22 protein-coding genes are annotated in these 22,908 nt (G+C 59.2%); 11 read left to right on the forward strand and 11 right to left on the reverse strand.

Going from position 1 to position 22,908, the window contains the following annotated elements; translation table 11 throughout:
* Positions 1-715: 715 nt before the first annotated feature.
* Positions 716-1,033 (forward strand): hypothetical protein, encoded by a 318-nt coding sequence (locus ABLV54_RS17945; RefSeq protein ID WP_050534062.1) that lies wholly within the window; start codon positions 716-718, stop codon positions 1,031-1,033.
* 41 nt (positions 1,034-1,074) lie between these two features.
* Here the strand turns inward: ABLV54_RS17945 and ABLV54_RS17950 are convergent, their stop codons facing one another.
* The 4 genes from ABLV54_RS17950 to trpS form a co-directional block, all read right to left on the reverse strand.
* Positions 1,075-2,199 (reverse strand): ABC transporter permease, encoded by a 1,125-nt coding sequence (locus tag ABLV54_RS17950; RefSeq protein WP_048336335.1) that lies wholly within the window; start codon positions 2,197-2,199, stop codon positions 1,075-1,077.
* Positions 2,199-4,943, reverse strand: coding sequence for a ribosome-associated ATPase/putative transporter RbbA (gene rbbA, locus ABLV54_RS17955; protein WP_231791863.1), 2,745 nt, complete (start codon positions 4,941-4,943; stop codon positions 2,199-2,201). The genes ABLV54_RS17950 and rbbA overlap by 1 nt, the downstream gene beginning before the upstream one ends.
* Positions 4,940-6,007, reverse strand: a complete 1,068-nt coding sequence (locus ABLV54_RS17960) for an HlyD family efflux transporter periplasmic adaptor subunit (RefSeq protein ID WP_050534060.1) — start codon at positions 6,005-6,007, stop codon at positions 4,940-4,942. Before ABLV54_RS17960 ends, rbbA begins: the two co-directional genes overlap by 4 nt.
* Before the next feature lie 305 nt (positions 6,008-6,312).
* Positions 6,313-7,320, reverse strand: a complete 1,008-nt coding sequence (gene trpS, locus ABLV54_RS17965; RefSeq protein WP_135704457.1) for a tryptophan--tRNA ligase — start codon at positions 7,318-7,320, stop codon at positions 6,313-6,315.
* Between the two features lie 500 nt (positions 7,321-7,820).
* Between trpS and ABLV54_RS17970 the strand changes: the two genes are divergently transcribed.
* Genes ABLV54_RS17970 through ABLV54_RS17985 form a run of 4 tightly spaced genes read left to right on the forward strand, consistent with a single transcriptional unit; the run spans position 7,821 to position 12,256 of the window.
* Positions 7,821-8,804 (forward strand): autoinducer 2 ABC transporter substrate-binding protein, encoded by a 984-nt coding sequence (locus ABLV54_RS17970; protein ID WP_023291822.1) that lies wholly within the window; start codon positions 7,821-7,823, stop codon positions 8,802-8,804.
* A 50-nt stretch (positions 8,805-8,854) separates the two neighbouring features.
* Positions 8,855-10,339, forward strand: a complete 1,485-nt coding sequence (locus ABLV54_RS17975; protein ID WP_050534058.1) for a sugar ABC transporter ATP-binding protein — start codon at positions 8,855-8,857, stop codon at positions 10,337-10,339.
* Entirely contained in the window at positions 10,332-11,303 is a 972-nt protein-coding gene (locus ABLV54_RS17980; protein WP_023291824.1) for an ABC transporter permease, read from the forward strand. Before ABLV54_RS17975 ends, ABLV54_RS17980 begins: the two co-directional genes overlap by 8 nt.
* Positions 11,300-12,256: an ABC transporter permease gene (locus tag ABLV54_RS17985; protein WP_023291825.1), complete on the forward strand. Its 957-nt coding sequence runs from the start codon at positions 11,300-11,302 to the stop codon at positions 12,254-12,256. The genes ABLV54_RS17980 and ABLV54_RS17985 overlap by 4 nt, the downstream gene beginning before the upstream one ends.
* Before the next feature lie 41 nt (positions 12,257-12,297).
* Here the strand turns inward: ABLV54_RS17985 and ABLV54_RS17990 are convergent, their stop codons facing one another.
* Complete coding sequence (locus tag ABLV54_RS17990; RefSeq protein WP_050534057.1) at positions 12,298-13,080, reverse strand: NAD(P)H-dependent oxidoreductase; 783 nt, start codon at positions 13,078-13,080, stop codon at positions 12,298-12,300.
* Between the two features lie 86 nt (positions 13,081-13,166).
* On the opposite strand from ABLV54_RS17990, the gene ABLV54_RS17995 reads away from it, so the two are divergent.
* Together ABLV54_RS17995 and fosA are read left to right on the forward strand one after the other, a co-directional pair.
* Complete coding sequence (locus tag ABLV54_RS17995) at positions 13,167-14,075, forward strand: LysR family transcriptional regulator (RefSeq protein WP_050534056.1); 909 nt, start codon at positions 13,167-13,169, stop codon at positions 14,073-14,075.
* Positions 14,069-14,488, forward strand: coding sequence for a FosA5 family fosfomycin resistance glutathione transferase (gene fosA / locus ABLV54_RS18000; protein WP_044525272.1), 420 nt, complete (start codon positions 14,069-14,071; stop codon positions 14,486-14,488). Before ABLV54_RS17995 ends, fosA begins: the two co-directional genes overlap by 7 nt.
* Before the next feature lie 71 nt (positions 14,489-14,559).
* Here fosA and ABLV54_RS18005 read toward each other — a convergent pair whose 3' ends face one another.
* Positions 14,560-15,972: a PLP-dependent aminotransferase family protein gene (locus ABLV54_RS18005; protein WP_023291829.1), complete on the reverse strand. Its 1,413-nt coding sequence runs from the start codon at positions 15,970-15,972 to the stop codon at positions 14,560-14,562.
* Positions 15,973-16,148: 176 nt separating this feature from the next.
* On the opposite strand from ABLV54_RS18005, the gene ABLV54_RS18010 reads away from it, so the two are divergent.
* The 4 genes from ABLV54_RS18010 to ABLV54_RS18025 all read left to right on the forward strand — a co-directional run bounded on the left by ABLV54_RS18010 (position 16,149) and on the right by ABLV54_RS18025 (position 19,070).
* Positions 16,149-16,313: a DUF1127 domain-containing protein gene (locus tag ABLV54_RS18010; RefSeq protein WP_044525273.1), complete on the forward strand. Its 165-nt coding sequence runs from the start codon at positions 16,149-16,151 to the stop codon at positions 16,311-16,313.
* 164 nt (positions 16,314-16,477) lie between these two features.
* Positions 16,478-16,942, forward strand: a complete 465-nt coding sequence (locus tag ABLV54_RS18015; RefSeq protein ID WP_023291830.1) for a MarR family transcriptional regulator — start codon at positions 16,478-16,480, stop codon at positions 16,940-16,942.
* A 6-nt stretch (positions 16,943-16,948) separates the two neighbouring features.
* The gene (locus tag ABLV54_RS18020) at positions 16,949-18,016 is read left to right on the forward strand and encodes an HlyD family secretion protein (protein ID WP_023291831.1); all 1,068 of its coding nucleotides are present in this window, start codon (positions 16,949-16,951) and stop codon (positions 18,014-18,016) included.
* Positions 18,006-19,070: a DUF2955 domain-containing protein gene (locus ABLV54_RS18025; protein WP_023291832.1), complete on the forward strand. Its 1,065-nt coding sequence runs from the start codon at positions 18,006-18,008 to the stop codon at positions 19,068-19,070. The genes ABLV54_RS18020 and ABLV54_RS18025 overlap by 11 nt, the downstream gene beginning before the upstream one ends.
* Here ABLV54_RS18025 and ABLV54_RS18030 read toward each other — a convergent pair.
* From ABLV54_RS18030 to mdtM, 5 genes are all read right to left on the reverse strand, one after another.
* Entirely contained in the window at positions 19,067-19,321 is a 255-nt protein-coding gene (locus ABLV54_RS18030) for a DUF3343 domain-containing protein (protein ID WP_044525274.1), read from the reverse strand. The genes ABLV54_RS18025 and ABLV54_RS18030 overlap by 4 nt on opposite strands.
* Positions 19,318-20,085: a putative 2-hydroxyacyl-CoA dehydratase activator YjiL gene (yjiL, locus tag ABLV54_RS18035; protein WP_050534055.1), complete on the reverse strand. Its 768-nt coding sequence runs from the start codon at positions 20,083-20,085 to the stop codon at positions 19,318-19,320. The genes ABLV54_RS18030 and yjiL overlap by 4 nt, the downstream gene beginning before the upstream one ends.
* A 9-nt stretch (positions 20,086-20,094) precedes the next feature.
* Positions 20,095-21,246: a double-cubane-cluster-containing anaerobic reductase gene (locus ABLV54_RS18040; RefSeq protein ID WP_032454751.1), complete on the reverse strand. Its 1,152-nt coding sequence runs from the start codon at positions 21,244-21,246 to the stop codon at positions 20,095-20,097.
* A 97-nt stretch (positions 21,247-21,343) separates the two neighbouring features.
* Positions 21,344-21,583, reverse strand: coding sequence for a DUF2164 domain-containing protein (locus ABLV54_RS18045; RefSeq protein WP_004204157.1), 240 nt, complete (start codon positions 21,581-21,583; stop codon positions 21,344-21,346).
* Between the two features lie 25 nt (positions 21,584-21,608).
* Positions 21,609-22,856, reverse strand: a complete 1,248-nt coding sequence (gene mdtM, locus ABLV54_RS18050) for a multidrug efflux MFS transporter MdtM (protein WP_023291836.1) — start codon at positions 22,854-22,856, stop codon at positions 21,609-21,611.
* Positions 22,857-22,908: the final 52 nt, after the last annotated feature.

The raw sequence follows: 22,908 nt of genomic DNA on the forward strand, positions 1-22,908 counted from the left end.
GCGTTTAAAAAGAACCCCGTCCCGAAAGGTGCGGGGTTTTTTGCTGTGTGGGGTATATCTCCCCGGTGGCGCTGCGCTTACCGGGGCTACGGATCTGACATGGGGCTACGCCCCTGTGGCGCGGACAAGATATGCAGCACCGACTCAGGAAAAATATCGTCTGAAGTCCTGCTACTGCTTCGCTAATCCGCCAACCTGACGCTCTCCGGGCGGGTGGTGTCAGAAACCTGCAACACGGGTATGGTGAATAAACAACCTCTGCAACGCTGCGGATAAAATACCTATCTTTTTGCCTCGAAAAATACTGAGAATTACGCGCGTGGTGTGGTCGCTCGTACCGTGAATTTATCCAATGATACGAGTCGAAAAATAATTATCAGTAGCTACGGTTAAATATCTCTCTCTATTTCAGCGCTATTATCTTGTGCTCTGCGAAATAATAGCGCTGCTTCTTCTTTCGGGATATTAACGCGTTAGCGAAATTACGAAATTATTTCCGCCGCTGAGGACTTCACTCCCCATTTATTGCAACAATGGGTATGCATCTTGCCGGTTTTTGGGCTTGATGCGCTATATCATTAACACTTTGTTAACTTGATCTGGTTTATATGACAGCAAATTTGATATACAAAGAGGGATGATTGCCTGTATGGATGCTGTCCGACGTACCTTGCGCTATCTGCTCTGGTTATCGGCTGGCAATATGAGAATAGAAATGAAAATCCTGCTTAACTGGTCGCCGTTGCGCCGGCTCTTCACCTACCTTCAGGAGCGCTTTACCTTTCTGGTGCTGCTCTGCTGGCCAGCGATAATCTGGCTGTTCTGCCGGGTCGGCGTGTGGCTGACGGATAACCTGTATGAACTGCTGGGGAAATCACCCGCCCAGTCCTTCACTGTCTATCTGCAGCCGTTTATGAACCCCGGCACGCTGCTGCGCATCTCCATCAGCTGGGTGGTGCTGCTGTTCATTCTCTTCAGCATGGCGATGGCCTTCACCTGGGGTCTTCGCCACTTTATGAATCGCCACAAATAAACCATTCGGGCCGCCGGGAGTCGACGGCCCTTCTTAAGCCCTTACGCCATCTGACCAATCGTTTTGCGAAAACGCAGCAGGGCGATAGTAAAGAACACCGCTCCGATAGCCAGCAAGGTTAAGAACTGCGGCCAGACGATACTGAAGCTGGCGCCGCGGTACAGAATCGCCTGCGCCAGACTGACGAAGTGGGTGGTCGGCATGGTCAACATGATATCCTGAACCAGCTGCGGCATACTTTCCCGGGGCGTGGAGCCGCCAGAGAGCATCTGCAGCGGCAGCAGCACCAGGATCATCAGCAGCCCCAGCTGCGGCATCGAGCGGGCGAGGGTGCCCATAAAAATGCCGATCGAGGTGGTGGCGAACAGGCTGAGCGCCACCCCCAGCATAAACAGTGGAATCGACCCCTCAATGGGCACCTGCAAAATCCCCTGAACCATCAGCAGCAGCGACAGCCCGGAGACCACCAGCACCACCAGCCCCATCGACCAGATCTTGGCCATCATGATCTCAAATGGCGTAACCGGCATCACCAGCAGGTGCTCGATGGTACCGTGCTCGCGCTCGCGGATCAGCGCCGAGCCGGTGAGGACAATAGCCAGCATGGTGATGTTGTTGATGATCGCCATCACCGCGCCAAAGCGCTCCTGTTCCAGGTTAGGGTTAAAGCGCATTCTTACCGCCAGCTCTACTGGCAGCACGCTGTTCTCCCGGTAGCGGGCAATGAAGCCGTTTACTTCGCCGTTAATAATATTCTGGATATAGCCGTTGCCGGTAAAGGCCTGGCTCATGCGCGTGGCGTCGACGTTGACCTGCACTTCCGGCTGGCGGCCGGCCAGCACATCGCGCTGGAAATTTGGCGGAATATTGATGGCGAAAGTGTAGCGCCCGGCATCCAGGCCGGCGTCCATCTCATCAGCGGTGATCAGCTCCGGTTCGAGAAACCAGGGGCGGTAGAAAGCGTTAATGATGCGTGAAGAGAGCTGCGACTTATCCATATCGGCAACCGCAATCGGCGCCAGGTGCAGCGAGCCGGGCATCACCGTAGCTGAGGAGTACACCGACACGGTAAAAGCAAACACGATCAGCGCCAGCATCGCTTTATCACCCAGCAGGCTGCGCAGCTCTTTAACGCCGAGGTTATAAATATTACGTAATCCGCGCATCACCCCTCCTGCTTCTTCAGCAGCAACACGCTCAGCCCGAGCACCAGCGGCACCGCAATCAGTAGGGGAATAAAGGAGCCCCACAAATCGCTGAGATTCAGCGCCTTGGAGAAGGTGCCGCGGGCGATAGTCAGGAAGTGGCTGGTCGGGTAGATTTGTCCAATCCAGCGCCCGGGGCCTTCCAGCGACGCCACCGGATCGATCATCCCGGAGAACTGGGTCGCCGGGATGAGCGTAATGATGGCGGTGCCGAAGATGGCGGCGATTTGGCTCTTCATAAAGGTTGAGATCAGCAGTCCCAGTCCGGTGGCGATGGTGACATAGAGCAGCGCCGCCAGGCTCAGCGTCAGGAAGCTGCCCTTATGTGATACGCCAAAGACGAAGACCGACAGCGCGCACAGCAAAAAGAAGTTAAACATTCCCAGTACGATGTAAGGCACCTGCTTGCCGAGCAGGAATTCGCTGCGGGTGGTCGGCGTCACGTACAGGTTGATGATCGACCCGAGCTCCTTCTCGCGTACCACGCTCAGGGCGCTGAGCATCGCCGGGATCATCATCAGCAGCAGCGGGATCACCGCCGGGACGATGGCCGGCAGGCTCCTCACGTCCGGATTATAGCGATAGCGGGTCTCAATGGAGATGAGAGAGGTAGCGCGCTGCGGACTGCTCTGCCGGGCGGCCATCTCCTGCAGCCAGGCCAGATGCATGGCCTGCACGTAGCCGCGTACCGTTTCCGCGCGGTTTGGCATTGCGCCATCCACCCAGACGCCGATTTGCACCGGCGTGCCGCGGGCGATATCGCGGCCAAAGTTCGGCGGGATCTCTATCGCCACCGCCAGCTCGCCGTCGCGCATCCGCCGGTCGAGCTCATCGTAACTGCGCAGCGGCGCCTGTTCGATAAAGTAGCGTGAGCCAGCGATATTCTGCGACCAGCCCTGACTGCTCAGTGTTTGATCGCGGTCGAGTACCGCAAAGCGCAGATCCTCGACGTCCATGCTGATCCCATAGCCCATGATAAACATCAGGATCACCGTTCCCAGCAGCGCCAGCGTCGAGCGCACCGGATCGCGGCGCAGTTCCAGCGCTTCGCGGCGGCTGTAGCTGAACAGCCGTTGCAGACTGAAGGCCTGGCGCGGGGCCGCGCGTTCTGGATGGGATGCTGCAGCTGGCGCAGGTTCCTCAGGAGCTGCGGCGGTTGGCTGCGCCTCCTGGAGCCAGGCGATAAACGCCTCTTCGAGGCTGGCGGCACCGCGCTGCTCGACCAGCGCCTGCGGCGTATCGCTGGCCAGCACCTTGCCGGCGTGCATCAGCGAGATGCGGTCGCAGCGTTCTGCCTCATTCATAAAGTGGGTGGAGATAAAAATGGTCACCCGATCCTGACGCGCGAGGTCGACCATCAGCTGCCAGAACATATCCCGTGCCACCGGATCGACCCCGGAGGTGGGTTCGTCGAGGATCAGCATTTCCGGGCGATGGATGACCGCCACCGCCAGCGACAGACGCTGACGGATGCCCAACGGCAGGGCGGTGGGCAGGGCGTCTTCCACCTCGCTGAGCATGAAGCGCTCGCTCATTTCCGCCACCCGACCGGGGATCTCGCCGTCCGGAATATGAAACAGGCGGGCGTGCAGTTCGAGGTTTTGCCGGACGGTCAGTTCGCTATAGAGCGAGAAAGCCTGCGACATATAGCCCACCCGCTGGCGGGTAGCGATATCTTTCGGGTCGACCGGCTGGCCGAACAGCCAGGCTTCGCCTTCGCTGGCGGGCAGCAGGCCGGTGAGCATCTTCATGGTGGTGGATTTGCCGCAGCCGTTGGAGCCGAGGAAGCCGAAGATTTCACCGCGGGCGATGCGGAAGTTAACGTGGTCGACGGCGACGAAGTCGCCAAAGCGCATGGTCAGCCCACGGGCTTCGATGGCGATCTCTTCCTCGCGGTCGTCGCGCGGCGGGATTACCACTGCCTTATGCGCCTGGCGCTGCGCTTCCGGCAGCAGGGCGATAAACGCCTGCTCCAGCGTCTGACTGCCGGTCTGCGCTTTCAGCTCCGCAGCGGTACCGGTCGCCAGCACCTCGCCGGCGTTCATCGCCACCAGCCAGTCAAAGCGCTCAGCCTCTTCCATGTAGGCGGTAGCCACCAGTACGCTCATCTCCGGCTGGCGCTGACGAATGCTGTCGATAAGCTCCCAGAACTGCGCCCGGGAAAGCGGGTCGACGCCGGTGGTGGGTTCATCGAGGATCAGCAGCTGCGGGTCGTGGATAAGGGCGCAACAGAGCCCCAGCTTTTGCTTCATCCCGCCGGAGAGCTTACCCGCCGGGCGATCGCGAAACGGCGCCAGCCCGGTGCTCTGCAGCAGCTCGTTGATACGAGATTCGCGTTCGGCTTTATCGTGGCCAAACAGGCGGGCGAAGAAGTCGACGTTTTCATACACCGAAAGGGTGTGATAGAGGTTTTTCCCCAGCCCCTGCGGCATCCAGGCAATCTTCGGGCACACCTCGCGGCGGTGATGAACGTCGCGCATATCCCCGCCGAGCACCATCACGTTACCCTGCTCAATGGCCCGCGCCCCGGCGATGAGAGAGAGCAGGCTCGATTTGCCGACGCCGTCCGGGCCAATCAGGCCGACCATGCGCCGCGCCGGGATCGCCAGACTGATATCCCGCAGCGCCACGGTGGTGCCGAAGCGCTGGCCAACGTTGTCCAGCCGGGCGACGGGGGGCGAGGTATCCTGTGGCGTCAGTATCATTGCGGCAACCTCACCGTCAGGGCTTCAGGCCAGGACTGCTGGTTATCCAGCCGCACGTAAGCCATGCCGGGCAGACCGGTTTTGACATGCTCCAGGTGCTGCGCCAGCAGCTCCGGCGGGATGCGCGCTTTGACGCGGAACATCAGTTTGAGGCGCTCGTCGCGGGTCTCCACCGTTTTCGGCGTGAACTGGGCGACGCTGGCGACAAAGCTGATATTGGCCGGGATCACCAGATCCGGAGCGGCATCGAGGATCAAGCGCGCTTCGCTGCCGAGCGCCAGCAGACCTGCCTGTTCGGTGGGCAGAAAGAAAGTCATATAGACGTCGGCGAGATCGACCATATTCAGCACCCGACCACCGGCGGCCAGCACTTCGCCGGGCTCGGCGACGCGATACTGAATACGGCCGTCGCGGGGGGCTTTCAGCTCGCTATCGTCAATATCGGCGAGGATCCGCCGCTCGGTCGCCTGGGCGGCTTCGACGCGGGTTTGCGCCTGAATAATACTGGTGCGGGCGGCCTCGATGGCGGCGCGGGCGGCAGAGACCTGGGCTTTCGCCGACTCCAGCGCCGCGCGAGCGCTCTCCGCCGCGGCGCGATCGTCATCCAGCTGCTGAGCGGAGACGGCGCCGCGCTGGGAGAGAGTGTGCGAGCGGACGTGACGTTTCGCCGTGGAGTCGAGCTCCGCCTGACGCTGCTTCACTACCGCTTCGCTGGCGCGCATTTCACTTTGCCGCTGATCGAGCAAGGCTCTGGCGGCCAGGACCGCGCTTTCCGCTTCCTTGATTTGCGCGGCGGCTTCAAGACGCTGCTCGTTCAGTACACGGGTATCCATTCTCGCCAGCACCTCTCCCTGGTGCACGAACTGACCCTCTTTGACCAGAATGGTGTCGATACGCCCGGCGATTTTGCTGGCAATATCCACCTCGGTGGCTTCGATTCGTCCGTTGCTACTGGCAAAACCCTCCGGGAGGCCCGGCGGGCGCAGCAGCCACCATGCAGCGGCGGCGAGTACCACCAGTAAGCCGACAAAATACCCTGTCCAACGTTTCTTTATTTTGTCCATACGCGACTCGCTTGATTCCCTGTGCGAAGTGATACGCGTGTCTTCTCCGACGGGCGGAGCGTCCTCCTTGCGAAGGACGAATGAGTGGGGAAGGGCCGCTGACGCAGCGCTCTACCGCGTCGATGCGCAGCCGAACGCTGTACTACTTATGTGGTCATCATCAGCGATCCTGGCCTTAATGAAACACGCATAGTGAGAGCTACCGTTAACGTGATAGTAACATCCGCGGCGGTGTTGTCCACACTAAAGGCAGGGTCTTGTCGACGCGTTAACAAAATATCCACTACCGGAAACCTTTCATCACCTCAGAACAGGACCGGCAGCCCCAGACCTCGTTTCACTTCATGCAGCGTCTGCTGCGTCAACTGGTGGGCGCGCTCGCTGCCCTGACGCAACAATTCCAGCAACATCCCTTTATCCTGAATAAAGGTGGCCCGCCGTTCGCGGATCGGCGCCAGGAGCGCCTGCAGGCAGGTTTCCAGTTCATTTTTACACTGGCGATCCCCCAGCCCGCCGCGCTGATAGTGGTCTTTCATCTCAGCCACCAGTGCCTTATCGCTATGGAAAGCGTCGAGATAGGTGAACACCACGTTGCCGTCGACATGCCCCGGATCGCTGACTCTCAGGTGCGTCGGGTCGGTATACATCGCGCTGACCGCGCGGTGGATCTCCTCTTCACTGGCCGATAACGTCAGCGTATTGCCCAGCGATTTCGACATTTTGGCGTTGCCGTCGACGCCCGGCAGGCGGCTCACTTCGCTGAGTAGCGCCTTGCAGTGGCGCAGCACTGGCGCGCCGGTGAGGCTATTCATCTTGTGGACGATCTCGTTGGTCTGCTCAATCATCGGTAGCTGATCGTCGCCCACTGGCACCAGTTCGGCTTTGAAGGCGGTGATATCTGCCGCCTGGCTAATCGGATAGGCGAGAAAGCCCACCGGCAGCGAACGGGCGAATCCCTTCTGGGCAATCTCATTTTTGACCGTCGGATTACGTTCCACGCGGGCGACGGTGACGATATTCATATACAGCGCGCTGAGCTCCACCAGCGCGGGCAGGGCGGACTGCAGGCAGATCGTGGTGAGCCTGGGGTCAATGCCGACGGCCAGATAATCGGCCATCACTTCGAGGATATGATGGCTTATTTTTTGCGGGTTGCTGCCGTTGTCAGTGAGCCCTTGCAGGTCGGCGATAAGGATAAACTGCTGGTGGTCGTGCTGCAGCGCGACGCGCTGGCGCAGCGAGCCGACGTAGTGGCCAAGATGTAGCTGGCCGGTGGGGCGGTCGCCAGTGAGGATGGTTTGCGGATGGTTCATCAGGGACTCCTTATCAGACTGTTCAGCCGAAAGACGTCCTGAAAACACCAAAGCCGCCTTCCGGCGGCTTTGAAAATGGAAACGTGTATCGTGCCGCCTGTTATGCAGGCAGCCACCAACGGCGGGGATAGGTTACGATCGCGTTTCTGTTCATCTTTTTATCCTGCCACGGAATAGGCCAAGAGCGCAATCAAAAACCATATGATTTTTCTGGTATTATTTTTTTGTTGTTTTGCGGTAAATGACCAGACGGGAAAATAGGTTTTCTCATAGACCTGATAATTATTATGGAACAATAAAGTATGTTGCAGGCTTTTTGTGAAAAAGCTCACGTCACAGGATTATAGTATTATTATCCATATTTATAGCTGGATACTACCTGTCTGCTGTTACAGCTTGTGTTTATTCTCTTCTAAATTATTAACATTATTACTATTTATATCTTTTTTCCATTTTGCGTCATACCCCTGTCTGACTACAACGTATTGAGGCTAATTATTATGCATAAACGTCTGGTCGTTAATATTTTTTCATCCTTGCTGTTGGGGGCTGCGCTTATTTCCGCGCCGGTATATGCGGCGGAAAAAACGGTAGTCAATATTTCAAAAGTAGATGGCATGCCATGGTTTAACCGGATGGGTGAAGGGGTAGTCCAGGCTGGGAAAGAGTTTAACCTCAACGCCTCTCAGGTTGGGCCGTCCAGCACCGACGCGCCGCAGCAGGTGAAAATTATTGAGGACCTGATTGCACGTAAAGTGGATGCCATCACTATCGTGCCTAACGATGCCAACGTGCTGGAGCCGGTATTCAAAAAAGCCCGTGACGCCGGCATCGTCGTGCTGACCAACGAATCGCCCGGGCAGCCGAGCGCCAACTGGGATGTGGAGATCATCGATAACGAGAAGTTCGCCGCTGAATATGTGGAGCATATGGCCAAGCGGATGGGTGGCAAAGGCGGCTACGTTATCTATGTAGGTAGTCTTACGGTACCGCAGCACAACCTGTGGGCCGATCTGCTGGTGAAATACCAAAAAGAGCATTATCCGGACATGCATGAAGTCACCCGCCGCATGCCGGTAGCGGAAAGTGTTGATGATTCCCGCCGTACCACGCTCGATCTAATGAAAACTTATCCGGATTTGAAAGCGGTGGTCTCTTTTGGTTCGAATGGTCCGATTGGCGCGGGGCGCGCGGTGAAAGAGAAGCGTGCGAAAAACAAAGTTGCGGTCTACGGGATGATGATCCCATCGCAGGCGGCCTCCCTCATTAAGAGTGGTGATATTACAGAAGGCATTACCTACGATCCGGCGACAGCCGGCTATGCCCTCGCGGCCGTCGCCAGCACCCTGCTGAACGGCAAATCCATTGAGCCAGGATTTGAACTGAAAGAGCTCGGTAAAGCGGATGTCGATAGCGACAAGCATATTATCCGCTTCCATAAAGTGCTGCTGGTAAATAAAGACAATATTGATTCGCTCTACTAATCCATCTTCCGGGGCGCCTGGCGCCCCGGCTTAACCTGCCAGGGGATGTTATGGAACCTTTCCTTTCCCTTCGTCACGTCAGCAAAACCTTCCACGCCAACCGCGCGCTCAATGATATCAGCATCGATTTTATGCCCGGGGAAGTACACTGCCTGGCCGGGCAGAACGGTTGCGGGAAGTCGACGTTGATCAAAATTATCTCCGGCGTCTATCGCCCGGATGAGGGCGCGGCGATGGAGCTGGGCGGCAAGACGTGGCCCAGACTGACGCCTGCGGCCTCTGTCGCCCATGGGATCCAGGTGATTTATCAGGATCTGTCGCTGTTTCCCAATCTCAGCGTGTGGGAGAACATTGCCATCAACCACTATCACCGCGGCGTGCTGGTAAAGCGCAGCGAACTGCGGCGCAGTGCGGAGCAGGCGATGCGGAGTATTAACGTCTCGCTGCCGCTTGATGCCACCGTTGAGTCGCTCTCCATCGCCCGCTGCCAGCTGGTGGCGATCTGCCGCGCGCTGGCGCAGGACGCCCGGCTTATCATTATGGATGAACCCACGGCCTCATTGACCCATCAGGAAGTGGAGGGACTACTGAATGTCGTGCGCCAGCTACGTGAGAGGGGGATCTGCATCGTCTTCGTTAGCCACCGTCTGGAAGAGGTCATGGCCGTATCGGATCGCATCAGCGTGCTGAAGGATGGCAATCTGGTCGGCACCTTACCGGCAGCAGAGGTGACTACTCGGCGACTCGGTTTTCTGATGACGGGCCAGGAGTTTGATTATCAGGTGCGCGAGCTGTGGCAAGGGAAGGGCAGCACGCCGGTACTGGAAGTGCGCAATCTCAGCCGCAAGGGGGAATATCACAACGTCTCTCTGAAGGTCGAAGCCGGAGAAGTGGTGTCGATAGTCGGCCTGCTGGGTGCGGGGCGAACAGAGTTGTGCCTGAGCCTTTTCGGCATGACCCGCCCCGACAGCGGCGAGATCCTGATAAATGGCCAACCGGTGCGGTTGCGTAGCAATCAGGACGCTATCCGCCACGGTATCGGCTATGTCTCTGAGGACCGTATGTCACGCGGCCTGGTGATGAGTCAGTCGATTGAAAATAACATCATCAGCACGGTGTTTCATAAAGTGAAAGGCACTTGCGGACTATTGAGTGACAGTAAAGCTCAGCAACTGGTCACGAGAATGGTCAACGCGTTGACCATTAAAGCGCCGGATACGCATTTGCCGGTGAATACCCTCTCCGGCGGCAATGCCCAACGCGTCTCTATCGCCAAATGGCTGGCGATCGCCCCTAAGCTGCTGATCCTTGATAGCCCGACGGTGGGGGTGGATATCGCAAACAAAGCCGGGATCTATCATATCATCAGCGATTTGGCTGCCCATGGCATCGCCGTGCTGATGATTTGTGACGAGATCGAAGAGGCGTGGTACCAGAGTCATCGCATCCTGGTGATGAAGCAGGGCGAATTGACGCATAGCTTCCTGCCGGACAGCAGTAACCAACAGCAGATAGCGGAGGTGGTTAATGGCTAATCTGTTGAAACAACATGAATTCTGGTTAGGTATGTTTATTATCGCGCTGTGCCTGATGCTGGGCTGGCGCAGTGAGGAATTTTTCACTTTCGGTAATATTTACGACCTCGCTAATAACTACGCGATGCTGACTATCCTCGCCTGTGGCCTGTTCGTGGTGCTGATCGCCGGCGGGATTGATATCTCCTTCCCGGCCATGACCATTATCGCCCAGTACGGCATGGTGGTGATGCTGCAAAAAGTGGGCGGCAACTTCGCGGTGGCCTTTGTGCTTGCCGGCGGTATCGGCGTGCTACTGGGGCTGGTTAACGCGCTGTTGGTCAATCGTCTGCGGGTCCCCTCGATCATTATCACCATTTCCACGCTCAATATTTTCTACGGTTTGCTGCTGTGGTTAAGCAAAGGTGTCTGGCTCTATGACTTCCCCCCGTGGTTTGAAAAGGGGGTCATGCTGTTCAAATACACCGATGCCGATGGTTACGATTACGGCCTGGGGCTGCCGCTGCTGACGATGATAGCGGTGGTGTTGTTGACCGCGTTTATCATGAATTTCACCACCGTTGGCCGCAAGATCTATGCCATGGGCGGCAACCGGGAATCCGCCAGCCGCGTCGGCTTCAGTGTGCTCCGCCTGCAGTTGTTCGTTTATGGCTACATGGGGCTGATGTCGGGGGCCGCAGGTGTCGTGCAGGCATGGACAGTGATGACTGTCGCGCCGGATTCATTGCTGGGCTATGAGCTGACGGTGCTGGCCGCGGTGGTGCTGGGCGGTACCAGCCTGATTGGCGGGCGCGGAACCCTCACCGGTACGCTGCTGGGGGTGATTTTACTGGCGGTGATGCAGAACGGCCTGAACCTGCTGGGGGTCTCCTCCTACTGGCAGACCCTGATTACCGGGGCGATCATCGTCGTCAGTATCAGCGTAACGGCCTGGAGCCAGCATCAGAACCGGAGCTTGTTATGAAAAAATCATGGCGCAATAACGTTGAGTTTTACCTGATCGGCCTGCTGCTGCTGACGGTTATCGCCTTTAGCATTGCCATGCCAAACATCTTCTGGTCTGTCACTAATTTCCAGTCGATTGCCTCGCAAATGCCGGTGTTGGGGATCCTGGCGCTGGCGATGGCAATGACCATGCTTTGCGGCGGCATTAATCTGTCAATTATCGCGACCGCCAACGCCTGCTCGCTGGTGATGGCCTGGGTAGCGACAAGCTATCCACCGGGTGCCGCCACTGCGCTGGCGACGCTGCTGGCCGGCGGAGGGGCGGCGATGATCATTGGCCTGTGCAACGGGATACTGATCGCCGGGATCCGTGTTTCGCCGATCCTGGCTACCCTCGGTATGATGACCCTGCTCAAAGGGATAAATATTTTGATCACCGGCGGCAGCGCCATCGCTAACTATCCTCAGTGGGTACTGTGGCTGAATCATGCCCAGTGGTTTGGTATTCCGCTACCAATGTGGCTTTTTGCGGTGGTGGCGATCGGGCTGTGGGTGCTGCTGGAGAAAAGCCCGCTGGGTCGAGCGATCATGTTGATCGGATCCAACGAGCGGGCGACCCATTATTCCGGGATCAATACCCGACGGGTGTTGATGTGGGTATATGTCATCTCGGCCCTGCTCTGCGCTGTGGCCGCGTTTCTGATGATGTCGAAGCTGAACTCAGCCAAAGCGTCTTATGGAGAATCGTATCTGTTGGTGTCGATCCTCGCGGCGGTGCTTGGCGGCGTGAATCCGGATGGCGGCAGCGGGCGCATCGTCGGGATGGTGCTAGCGCTGTTCCTGCTGCAGATCATTGAGAGTGGGTTCAATATCCTCGGTATCAGCCCCTATCTGACGATGGCGCTGTGGGGTGTATTGCTGCTGTGCTTTATCCAGGCGCGAGGCATGCTGGGGCTGGAGAGAGTCGGATAAACTACCCATCCTCGGTGGCGAAGACGGGCAGCGTTTGTCTGCTACTTGCTACGCAGATGCACCGCCAGGCCGCTTTGCCCCGGCGCCAGCTCCGGGCGAAGCGTCAGCGATGGGATCAGATAGTCGCCATGATTTTGCCGGCGAAATGGAATGGGCTCAGTTTGCCACAGCGTGTCCAGCCGCCCGGCCAGGGTGGCGCACTGGTCGGCGAACTGCGCGGCATCGGTTTTGTCCGTGCGGTAGAACACCAGCGGCGGAAGCACCTCGAAGCCGGGATAGAACAGCATACCGTGCTGAATGGGGAACAGGATGTCGTCGATGGGGCCATTGATCCCGCGCGGTGAATAGTGTTCCGCCCAGCCGCCGGCGGTGACGATCAGCATTGCCCGCTTGCCGACGAAGGTGCCTTCCCCATAGCGATCGCCCCAGTGGCGGTCGCTGTGCTCGCCGACGCCATAGGCAAAGCCCCAGGCGTATACCCGGTCGATCCAGCCTTTCATGATCGCCGGCATCGAGAACCACCACAGCGGGAACTGAAAAATCACCGTATCGGCCCACAGCAGCTTTTCCTGCTCGGCTGCGATATCCGCACTTTGAGTTCCTTGCGAAAAGGCCTGTTTTGAATCAAGGGTAGGACGCCAGAACTCGCCGACCGGCGGCGCGCCGCTGTCGTCGGCGTCATACCCGGCCTTCCAGCGCATGGCGTAGAGATCGGACACCTGGACTTCATGACCGGCCTGCTGCAGATGACGGATGGCGAAATCTTTGAGTCCGCCATTGAGGGAGCGCGGTTCCGGATGGGCGTAAATCAGCAGTACTTTCATAACATCACCTCTGAAGTGGGAAGATCTGCAGAGTAGGAAAGCTGGCGCTATAGTAGAAATTAATTACTTCAATCCCAGGTATAGCTGTGATTAATTTACATCGTCTGGATCTCAATCTGCTGCGCACGCTCGACGTGCTGCTCAGTGAAAACAACGTCACCCGGGCGGCGCAGCGGCTGAATCTGTCGCAGCCGTCGGTGAGTATTCAGCTCGCCAGGTTACGGGAGATGTTTGCCGACCCGCTGCTGATGCCGGGCCCGCGCGGCATGCAGCCCACCGCCCGCGCCGATGAGCTTCGCCAGCCGCTGCGCGCCGCGTTAGCCGCGCTGGAGCAGGCGGTGGCGCCGGTCAGCCCTTTTGATCCGGCGACGGCGGCGGAGACCTGGCGGGTGGCAGCGACGGACTATATGGCCTCGGCGATCCTCCTGCCGATGCTGGGCAGGCTACGCCTGGCCTCTCCCGGCAGTCGGCTGGCGGTGTTCGAGCTACAGCCGGCGCGGCTGGAGCAGCAGGCAGCCAGCGATACAGTAGATCTCTGCTTCCATACCCGCGAGGGCGCGCCGCCGGGGCTGCATCAACGCCTGCTGTTTCGCGAACGCTACGTGCTGGCGGGTCGGGCCGGGCATCCGGCGCTGGGGCAAGGGTTGAGTCTGGAAACGTTCTGTCAGCTGGAGCAAGCGATCGTCTCCCCGGATGGGGGCGGCTTCAGCGCGGCGACCGATACCGCGCTGGCGAATCTTGGCCTGGCGCGGCGGGTTGTCCTTTCCGTGCCACATTTCCTGTTTATGCTGGAGACTCTGCGCAACAGCGATTTGGTGGCGGTGCTGCCGGAGCGGCTGGTGCGCGGGCAGAGCGGGCTGGCGGTCGTCGAGCCGCCGCTGGCGGTCGCCGGCTTTGAGATGCTGATGCTGTGGCACGAGCGCTGGCACCGCGACCCGGCGCATCAATGGCTGCGTCAGTTCATTGTGAATTCACTGGAGGAACAGACATGCTGAGCGGACTGAATCACCTGACCCTGGCGGTCAGCCAGCTGGCGCCGAGCGTGGCGTTTTATCAGCAGCTGCTGGGTATGACGCTGCACGCCCGCTGGGAGAGCGGCGCCTATCTCTCCTGCGGCGATCTGTGGCTATGCCTGTCGCTGGATCCGCAGCGGCGAATCACCCCGCCGGAGGAGAGCGATTACACCCATTATGCGTTTAGCATCAGCGAAGCCGATTTCGCCTGCTTCGCCGCTCGCCTTGAGGTTGCCGGCGTGGCGGTGTGGAAGCTGAACCGCAGCGAAGGCGCCTCACACTACTTCCTCGACCCCGACGGCCATAAGCTGGAGCTGCACGTCGGCAGCCTCGCCCAGCGTCTGGCCGCCTGCCGCGAACAGCCGTATAGGGGGATGGTGTTTTTTGACCAGTGAAGCGCTTTGCTGACGCGGGATCATCTGTAGCCCCGGTAAGCGCAACGCCACCGGGGAGAACAGGCTAAACCTCACTCCATCGCCACCTTCACCGCTTCTCCCAGCTTCACCATCACCGCTTTATGTTTCTCGGTCGGCGGCAGGGCGCAGTTGATCCTGACGCAGTTGCGATACTTGCCCGCCGCGGAAAACAGCGAGCCCGGCGCGACCTGGATCTTCAGCCGGCACAGCTGTTTGGCGACGCAGACCATATCCACCTGCTCCGGCAGCTCCACCCACAGCATAAAACCCCCCTTCGGCCGGGTGACGCAGATCCCGCAGGGGAAAAATTCCCGCAGCCAGCAGGTATAGATCTCCATATTGCGCTGATAGATCTGCCGCATCCGCCGCACATGACGGTGGTAGTGGCCTTCGCGAATAAAGTTACAGGCCGCCAGCTGAGTGGAGGGGACGTTGGTGCCGCTGGCGGCGTACTTCATCTGTAGCAGCTTGTCGTAGTAGCGACCGGGGGCGATCCAGCCGATGCGCAGCCCGGGGGCGATGGTTTTGGTAAAGGAGCTGCAGAGCATCACCCGACCGTCGATATCCCAGGAGTGAATCGTGCGCGGGCGCGGGTACTCGGTAGCCAGCTCGCCGTAGATATCATCCTCGAAAATAACGATATCGTGGCGCTGGGCCAGGTTCAGCACTGCGCGTTTGCGAGCGTCCGGCATGATAAAGCCCAGCGGGTTGTTGCAGTTCGGCACCAGGATCACCCCTTTGATCGGCCACTGATCCAGCGCCAGCTCCAGGGCCTCAATGCTGATCCCGGTTTCCGGATCGGTGGGGATCTCAATCGTCTTTAATCCCAGTCCGCGCAGCATCTGCATGGTGCCGTAGTAGCAGGGGGATTCCACGGCGATGATGTCCCCAGGCTGGCACACCGACAGCAGGGCCAGCGACAGCGCGCTGTGGCAGCCGCTGGTGAGCACCAGATCGTCGGCAGTCACCACCGATCCGCCGTCGAGCATCAGGCGGGCGATCTGCTCCCGCAGCTCGCGGCGCCCGGCCAGTTCGTCATAGTTCAACACCTCAGTGAGGTTGTGCTGGATCGCCCGGCTCAGTTCGCGCCAGATGGGCTTCAGGCTTGGCTGCGTCACGTCCGGCGAGCCGCCGCCGAAGGGGATGATCGTTTTATCGTAGCGGGCGTCGAGCATGGTCAGCACCTGATCCCACTGGGTGATCTCCACCGGGCGCTGCACCGGGCGCGACATCGGCGGCACCGGCGGCTGGGCCTTGCGGGGGGCGACGAAATAGCCCGATCGCGGCTGCGGCACAATCATCTGCTGCTGCTCAAGCAGCTGATAGGCCTGCTGGACGGTGCTGATGCTGACGCCGTGCTCCTGGCTCAGGCTGCGCACCGACGGCAGCTTTTCGCCGTGGCGATACAGGCCCTGTTCAATGCGTTCGGCCAGCAGCGTCGCGAGATGTTGATAGCGGGTCATGTGTATCCTTAATTGCCGCCATACAGATGGAATAACCAGTACAGATGGCCGTAAAAAGTGGGGTCTGCTGTACGTTTTAGCTAATCTGTATGTTAAAGAAAAGTGTTTTGTGAATCTGTATTCCTTACCCCCAAATCCGTGAAGATAAAGCCTCTGGCAAGGTGAGGAGGTAGAGGATGGAATTTCACGAGAACAGGGCAAGACAGCCATTTATCGGTTTCGTACTGCTGGCGCGGTTTGTAAAAAAATGGTGGCTTCGGGAGCAAACGCGCAGAGCTTTGCAGAAAATGAGCGACGAACAGCTGAAAGATATCGGCCTGCGTCGGGATCAGATCAATTAAAAAGTGCGGTTTTTTTCAGACATCATTTCTTCTTTGCCCCGGTAAGCGCTGGCGACGCCGGGGAAACATTCACGAAATTTATCAATTGATGCGACGCGACCTTCCGTTTCTTGATACTTACCATGATAAGTATTATTTTCTTCTCAACAATGAGAGGAAAAGCTGTGACTGAAGACGAACTGTTTGCCCGCCGCCCGCTGGGGATGCGGATGGCCATGGTGGTGCGCCAGTGGCGTGCGATTATTGACTCCGCTATCACCGATACGGGACTCACCCAGTCCAGCTGGACGGTGCTGATGCAGCTGCATCAGCTGGGAGACAACGTCTCGGTCAGCGAACTGGCGGAGGTGCAGGGGATTGAACTGCCGCCGCTGACGCGCACCCTCTCATTACTGGAAAAGCAGGGCTATCTGTTGCGTTCCACATCGCCATATGACAAACGCATTCGCCTGCTGACGCTGACCGCCGAGGGGCGGGCTATTCTGGAAAAACTGAGCCGCGTGATCGAGACCTATCAGGAGCGCGTAACCCAGACCATCCCGGAGGCCGACCTCGCCACCTTCAGCGCCACGTTAAATCAAATCGCCTGCCGTTTGCGGACTATCCGCGAAGAAGATAACAAGATCTAACACACTATGATGACGCCTGAACAAAAATTTGCCCGCTGGGTACGGGTGAGTATTGCCGCTTTTCTGGGAATATTCGCCTGGTTTATCGTTGCCGATATCTGGATCCCGCTGACGCCGGACTCCACCGTCATGCGCGTGGTGACCCCGGTTTCGTCGCGGGTCTCCGGCTATGTCTCGCACGTCTACGTGCATAACAATAGCCAGGTGAAAAAGGGCGACCTGCTGTATGAGCTCGACCCAACGCCATTCATTAATAAAGTTGAAGCGGCACAGATCGCCCTTGAACAGGCGAAGCTGAGCAACCAGCAGCTGGACGCGCAAATCGCCGCCGCCCGCGCCAACCTGCGCACCGCGCAGTACACCGCCCGTAACGATAAGGTCACGCTCGATCGCTATCAGCGCCTGAGCACCATGCAGAACGTCTCGCAGTCCGATCTCGACAAGGTGCGGACCACCTGGCAGACCAGCGAGCAGTCGGTCTCGGCGCTGAACGCGCAGATCCAGAACCTGCTGATCCAGCGCGGCGAGCGCGACGATAAGCGTAACGTCACCCTGCAGAAATACCGCAACGCGCTGGAGGAGGCGCAGCTGAATCTGGCCTGGACCAAAGTGCGTGCGGAAACTGACGGCATGGTCAGCAACCTGCAGCTTAACCCGGGGATCTACGCCACCGCGGCGACGGCCGTGCTGGCGCTGGTCAATAACAATACCGATATCGTCGCTGACTTCCGTGAGAAGAGCCTGCGCCACACCGCGGTAAACACCGATGCGGCGGTGGTCTTTGACGCCCTGCCGGGGGAAGTCTTCCCGGCGCATGTCACCAGCAGCGATGCCGGGATTCTGGCGGGGCAGGAGGCAGTTAACGGTCAGCTGTCGCAGCCGGAACAGTCCACCCGCTGGGTGCGCGACGCCCAGCGAATGCGCATTCACGTCGCGCTGGATCAGCCGCTGGAGAAACCGCTGCCGACCGGCGCCCGCGCCACGGTGCAGCTGTACAATAGCGAGGGACCTTTCGCCCGCACCTTCGCCGGCCTGCAGATCCATCTGGTGAGCTGGTTGCACTATGTCTATTAATACCCTGGCGCACGTCTTTACCCCGCACGGCAATATCGTCTACACGGCGAATGATTTTCGCCAGACGGTGCGTATCGCCGTGGCCGGGACCATTGCCCTCAGCATCTCCACCTTCTACGACGTGCAGTACGGCGTATTTTTTGTGGTTTATCCGCTGATGCTGATGTCGCTGGTGCCGGTGTTCAACCGCCATGTCGCCCGCCAGTTTGTATTCAGCGCGGCGGTGAACTGCGTCGAAATGGTATTGATCGTTGGCTATCTGTCGCAGTGGCCGGTGATCATGACGCTGGTGGTGTTCGCCTTGTATGTGATGCGTTTTCGCTTTATGAGCCAGGGGCCGCTGTTTCTGCTGGGGTCGATGGGGGTGGTGTGTCAGAGCACGATGCTCAACTTTATGAGCTACCCGACCAGCAACTGGCACACCCTGATGTTCTCCAACATGGAAGCGTGCGTGCTGGCGGTGGCGCTAAGCGCGCTGCTGCATTACCTGATCCCGGACGTCGAGCCGCGCAAGCCGCCGCCGCGCCTTGAAAAAGACGCCGCCCGCATTCGCCACGAGTCGCTGCTCTCCGGCACGGTGGCGACGATCATCTTCGTGGTGTTTCAGATCTGCGATCTCAGCGACTCGCTGTCAGCGCTGATGGCCGGGATCCTGATCCTGTTCCCGATGCACTATCGCGGGGCGGTGATCAGCTCGATCTGGCGCGTGGCGGGGGTGGTGCTGGCCTGTCTCTATATTTTGGTGGTGCAGTTGATTATCTATGACTTCAGCAACCACATGGTCCTGATGATGCCGCTGATTGGCCTCGGGCTGGCCTTCAGCGCCCGTCTGCACGTGATGGAGAAAGTGGGCGCCGGGGTGGGCTTCGCCAGCATCACCACCATCGGCATTATGTTTGGCCAGAATCTGCATCCCTATCAGGATCTGGTATTCAGCGATCTGTACCGCATCACCTCGGTGACGGTCTCGCTGGTGGTGACGCTGACCTTGGTCTTTCTGATGCACCGCCTGCTGAACTGCTTCGCGGCGACGCGCTTTGTGGTAAGCGATTAACCTGCCGATGGGAAGGTGGCGAGACAGCGCCACGCTTCCCCGTCCTGCTGATACAACGCCGCCGTCAGCTCCGGCAGGATCCAGCTTCGCGCATCGGCTTCCGTCCCCTCCAGCAGGATGCACAGCCCGCAGCCGCTGCGCAGCTGGCGGGGAATATCTTTGACCTCGAAGGTCATTCCCGCCGCCTGCAGGGCTTTGCGCGTGCGCACCACTCCCACCGTGGAATGAAATAAAAACAGAAAGGTTGTCATCCGCGCCTCCGCCGACGCTGGCCGATCAGCGCCGCGCCGATCGCCCCGGCATACTGGGCGTCGGGATGGGTTGTCACCGCCATGCCGACATGGCTTTCCAGCATGCGGGCAAAGGCGGCGCAGTGGCTGACGCCGCCGGTAAACAGCAGCGGTCCCTGCGCCGATAAGCGGCCGATAAAGTTCGCGCTGCGCCGGGCCATGGCGTTAATCACCCCCGCCAGAATCGCCTCCGGCGCGACCCCGGCCGACCGCAGGCTGATGACTTCCGATTCGGCGAATACCGTACACATGCTGGTGATGGCGTGCGGTTCCACGCCGTCGGTAATGACGTCCAGCTGTTCGACGCTGGCGCCGAGGGTTCGTGAAATGACCTCCAGAAAACGGCCGGTGCCGGCGGCGCATTTGTCATTCATCAGAAAGTCGCTGAGGTTGCCCCCGGCATCCAGCTGGATAACCTTGCTGTCTTGGCCGCCAATATCAATCACCGTGCGGGTGTCCGGCGCCAGCAGGCGGGCGCCGAGGCCATGACAGGAAATCTCCGTCACCTGTTTATCGGCAAAATCCACCAGCTGGCGGCCATAGCCGGTGAGGGTTAAAAAGGGCGTTTCCGCGAGGCCAGCGCGCAGCGTCTCCCAGGCCTCATGGATGGCGTCGGCAGGGCGAAAGGTGGTCGGGCAGAGGAAACGACGCGTAATCACCCCGTCCGCCAGCAGGATGCCTTTCGTGGCGGTGGAACCGGAATCAATACCAACCGTGTAGATCACGCGTGCTCCTTACAGCATTTCGATAAAGGCGGCGACGCGGGTGCTGAGCTGGCCGAGGTCCGCTGTCGAATAGTCGGTTTCAATCGCCATATAAGGAAGGTCGTGCTGCTGGCGCAGATGGCGTTTAATGGCCAGCGATTCCACGGCATAGGTATGGCAGGCCTGCAGGATGACGTCGATTACCCCGTCGGCCTGGTACTCCTCCACCATCTGGCTCAGCAGCTGCAGGCGCTGATCGTTAGGGGAAATACAGGAGCAGCCGATGGCGAGATATTTATCGGTTAAGGCGTCGTAGACGTCGCCCTCTTCCGCCACGCAGCGCTCGGTAGCCTTCGCGCCGGTGCAGTTTTCATAGCCCACCACCCAGCCGCCGTTTTCTTCGATGGCGCGAACCACTTTCTCCGCCGCGCCGCCGATCGGGCAGCCGGTGATCAGAATGCGCGGGCGTGAGGCCAGTCGTTTACCCTGCCGCCACTCCTGACGGATGCGCTCCGCCATGGCGTTGAGCTCGTCAATCAGCGCGGTTTTGTCGAAGCGGAAGGTGGCGCCATACACCACTTTCAGGATGTCGCCGCCGCTGAGCGCCGGCGGATTGAGCTGCCCGAGACGATAAAAGTGGGCCAGCGCCCGGCGTTCGCGGTTTTTCAGCACGATGGCCTCGCGCAGCGCCGCCTCGCTAATCGGCGCGCCAAACTGCGCCTCAATCACCTGCTGCAGGCGCAGGATCTCCGCTTTCCACAGGGCGCGGGAGGCCGCGTCGCTGGCGCTGTTCGGCAACTGCATCACGTGGACCGCCTTGAACTCGGCCATGTACTCGTACATTTTCTTTTTACCGTCGCAGGTGGTTTCCCCAACCACCAGGTCAGAGAAATAGAAGTAGGGGCATTTATCGGTTTTGCCGAAGCCGTAGCTGCTTTTGATTAACGGACAGAGGTTGCGCGGCAGATCTTTTTCCGCTTCCTCGATGGTTTCATCAGAGGTGGAGCACAGCGAGACCACCACGGCCCCCGCCGCCATGGCGATCTCCTGAGGCATAAAGGTGCAGTAGGTGCCCACCAGCGGCACGTTCTGCTCTTTAAGATCCATGACGGTGAGAAAGCCCTTCTGGCGAGCTTCCGAGAACTGGTCAAAAATGGCGGGTAGATCGGTGATAAGCGACATGGTTTTCCTTCCCCGTACACGGGAGATGCTGAAAGAGTCGCCATTATAACCCTGTTGTTTGTATGCTTTTATTGATCTCCTGCGTCTGCGCGCGGCGTTAATAGACCTTCTTTAAATCCATCTCTTCCTGGATCCGCTCGCTCCATGCCAGATGGGTGCGGATGGCCTCTTCGATACCGGCGTTGTAAAACAGCGGCCCCAGCTCCTGGGCGATAAAGTCGACAAAAAATTCAGCGTCAAACTGCTCCAGTTCGAGGTTAAACGTCTCTTCGCAGTACTTGCTGAGCCTGTCGCGCAGCAGGTCGCGCTGCGCCGGGCTGAGTTCAATCTCACTCATGATAGGGCTTTCTCCGTAAAAGGGGTCACGACTGCCGGGCTTCAATGACCGCTTGCGCACACTGGCGCTGGTGGCGTAACAGTCCGGCGAGGCAGCAGGCGGCGGCGAGCCCCGCGACCACCGCCAACAGGTGGAAGGGCAGTCTCCCGCCATGGAACCACAGCCAGCGCGCGCCTTCAATCGATAAGGCGCTGACGCTGAGGATCACGATATTCAGCGAGGCGGAGACCGTGCCTTTCGGCAGGTCGTTGGAAAAGAGGGTAAAGCGGAACAGCGTCGGGAAAATCAGCCCGATGCCAAAGGCGTAGAAGCAGGTGCCGAGCACCGACCACAGCCAGACGTGCGGCCAGGCCAGATTCCCGACGATCAGGATGGCCAGGCCGAGCATCTGTACCGGCACCGCGCTCAGCACAAAGCGCGGACGGGTGGGATCTTTTACCCAGCGCGCCACCGACAGGTTGGCAATGATGACGGCGCTGAAGACCGGCACCTGGCTCCAGGCGAACTCGCTGGTGGTCAGCCCGCCGGCGTCCATTAAAATCACCGGCGATACCGCCACCCAGCTCATCAGCGGAATATAGCTCAGCGACAGCGTGGCGGCGCCGAGCAAAAAGATGCGGTTGCGAAAGACGTTGCGAAAATCGCGCAGCACGCCCAGGGGGCTGAACGGCACATCGCCGCGGCGCACCGTCTCCGGCATGGTCAACAGCAGCCCCAGCCAGGCCACCAGCCCCATGGCGGCGATAATGCCGAACAGCGCTTTCCAGTGGATAAAATGCATCAGCGCCGCGCCGGAGAGCGGGCCGACGATCGGCGCCACCAGCACGACGGAGGTGATCACCGCCATCAGCCTGATCGACCTTTTTTCCTCAAAGGCTTCCTGTACGGTGACGTAGCCGACGGTGGCGATAAAGCAGATGCTGGTGCCCTGCACGAAGCGGGCGATCAGGAACTGGGTCATGGAGGTGGTGAACAGCGTCGCCAGGCAGGCGAGGGTGAAAATCAGCGCGCCGGTGAGCAGTACCGGACGCCGTCCGATCCGGTCAGAGAGCGGCCCCAGCAGCCACTGCAGCGCCATGCCGCCGGCCATATACAGGCTCACCGAGGCTGGAGCCAGCGCCACATCGGCGTTGAAATCCCGCACCACGTGCAGGATCCCCGGCTGGATCAGGTCGGTGGTGAGATAGGCGGAAAAATCATACAGAATGAGCGCCGCCGGGAAGAACAGCGCGGCGGCGTGCCGGGTTAGCCAGCGGGTCATCCGGTGCATCATCTCGCCCTCCCTGTGGAATATTTTTCAGCGCTATTGTTCAGATAGTATCATT

The sequence above is a fragment of the Klebsiella sp. JB_Kp042 genome (assembly GCF_040065275.1).
Taxonomy (GTDB): domain Bacteria; phylum Pseudomonadota; class Gammaproteobacteria; order Enterobacterales; family Enterobacteriaceae; genus Klebsiella; species Klebsiella quasipneumoniae.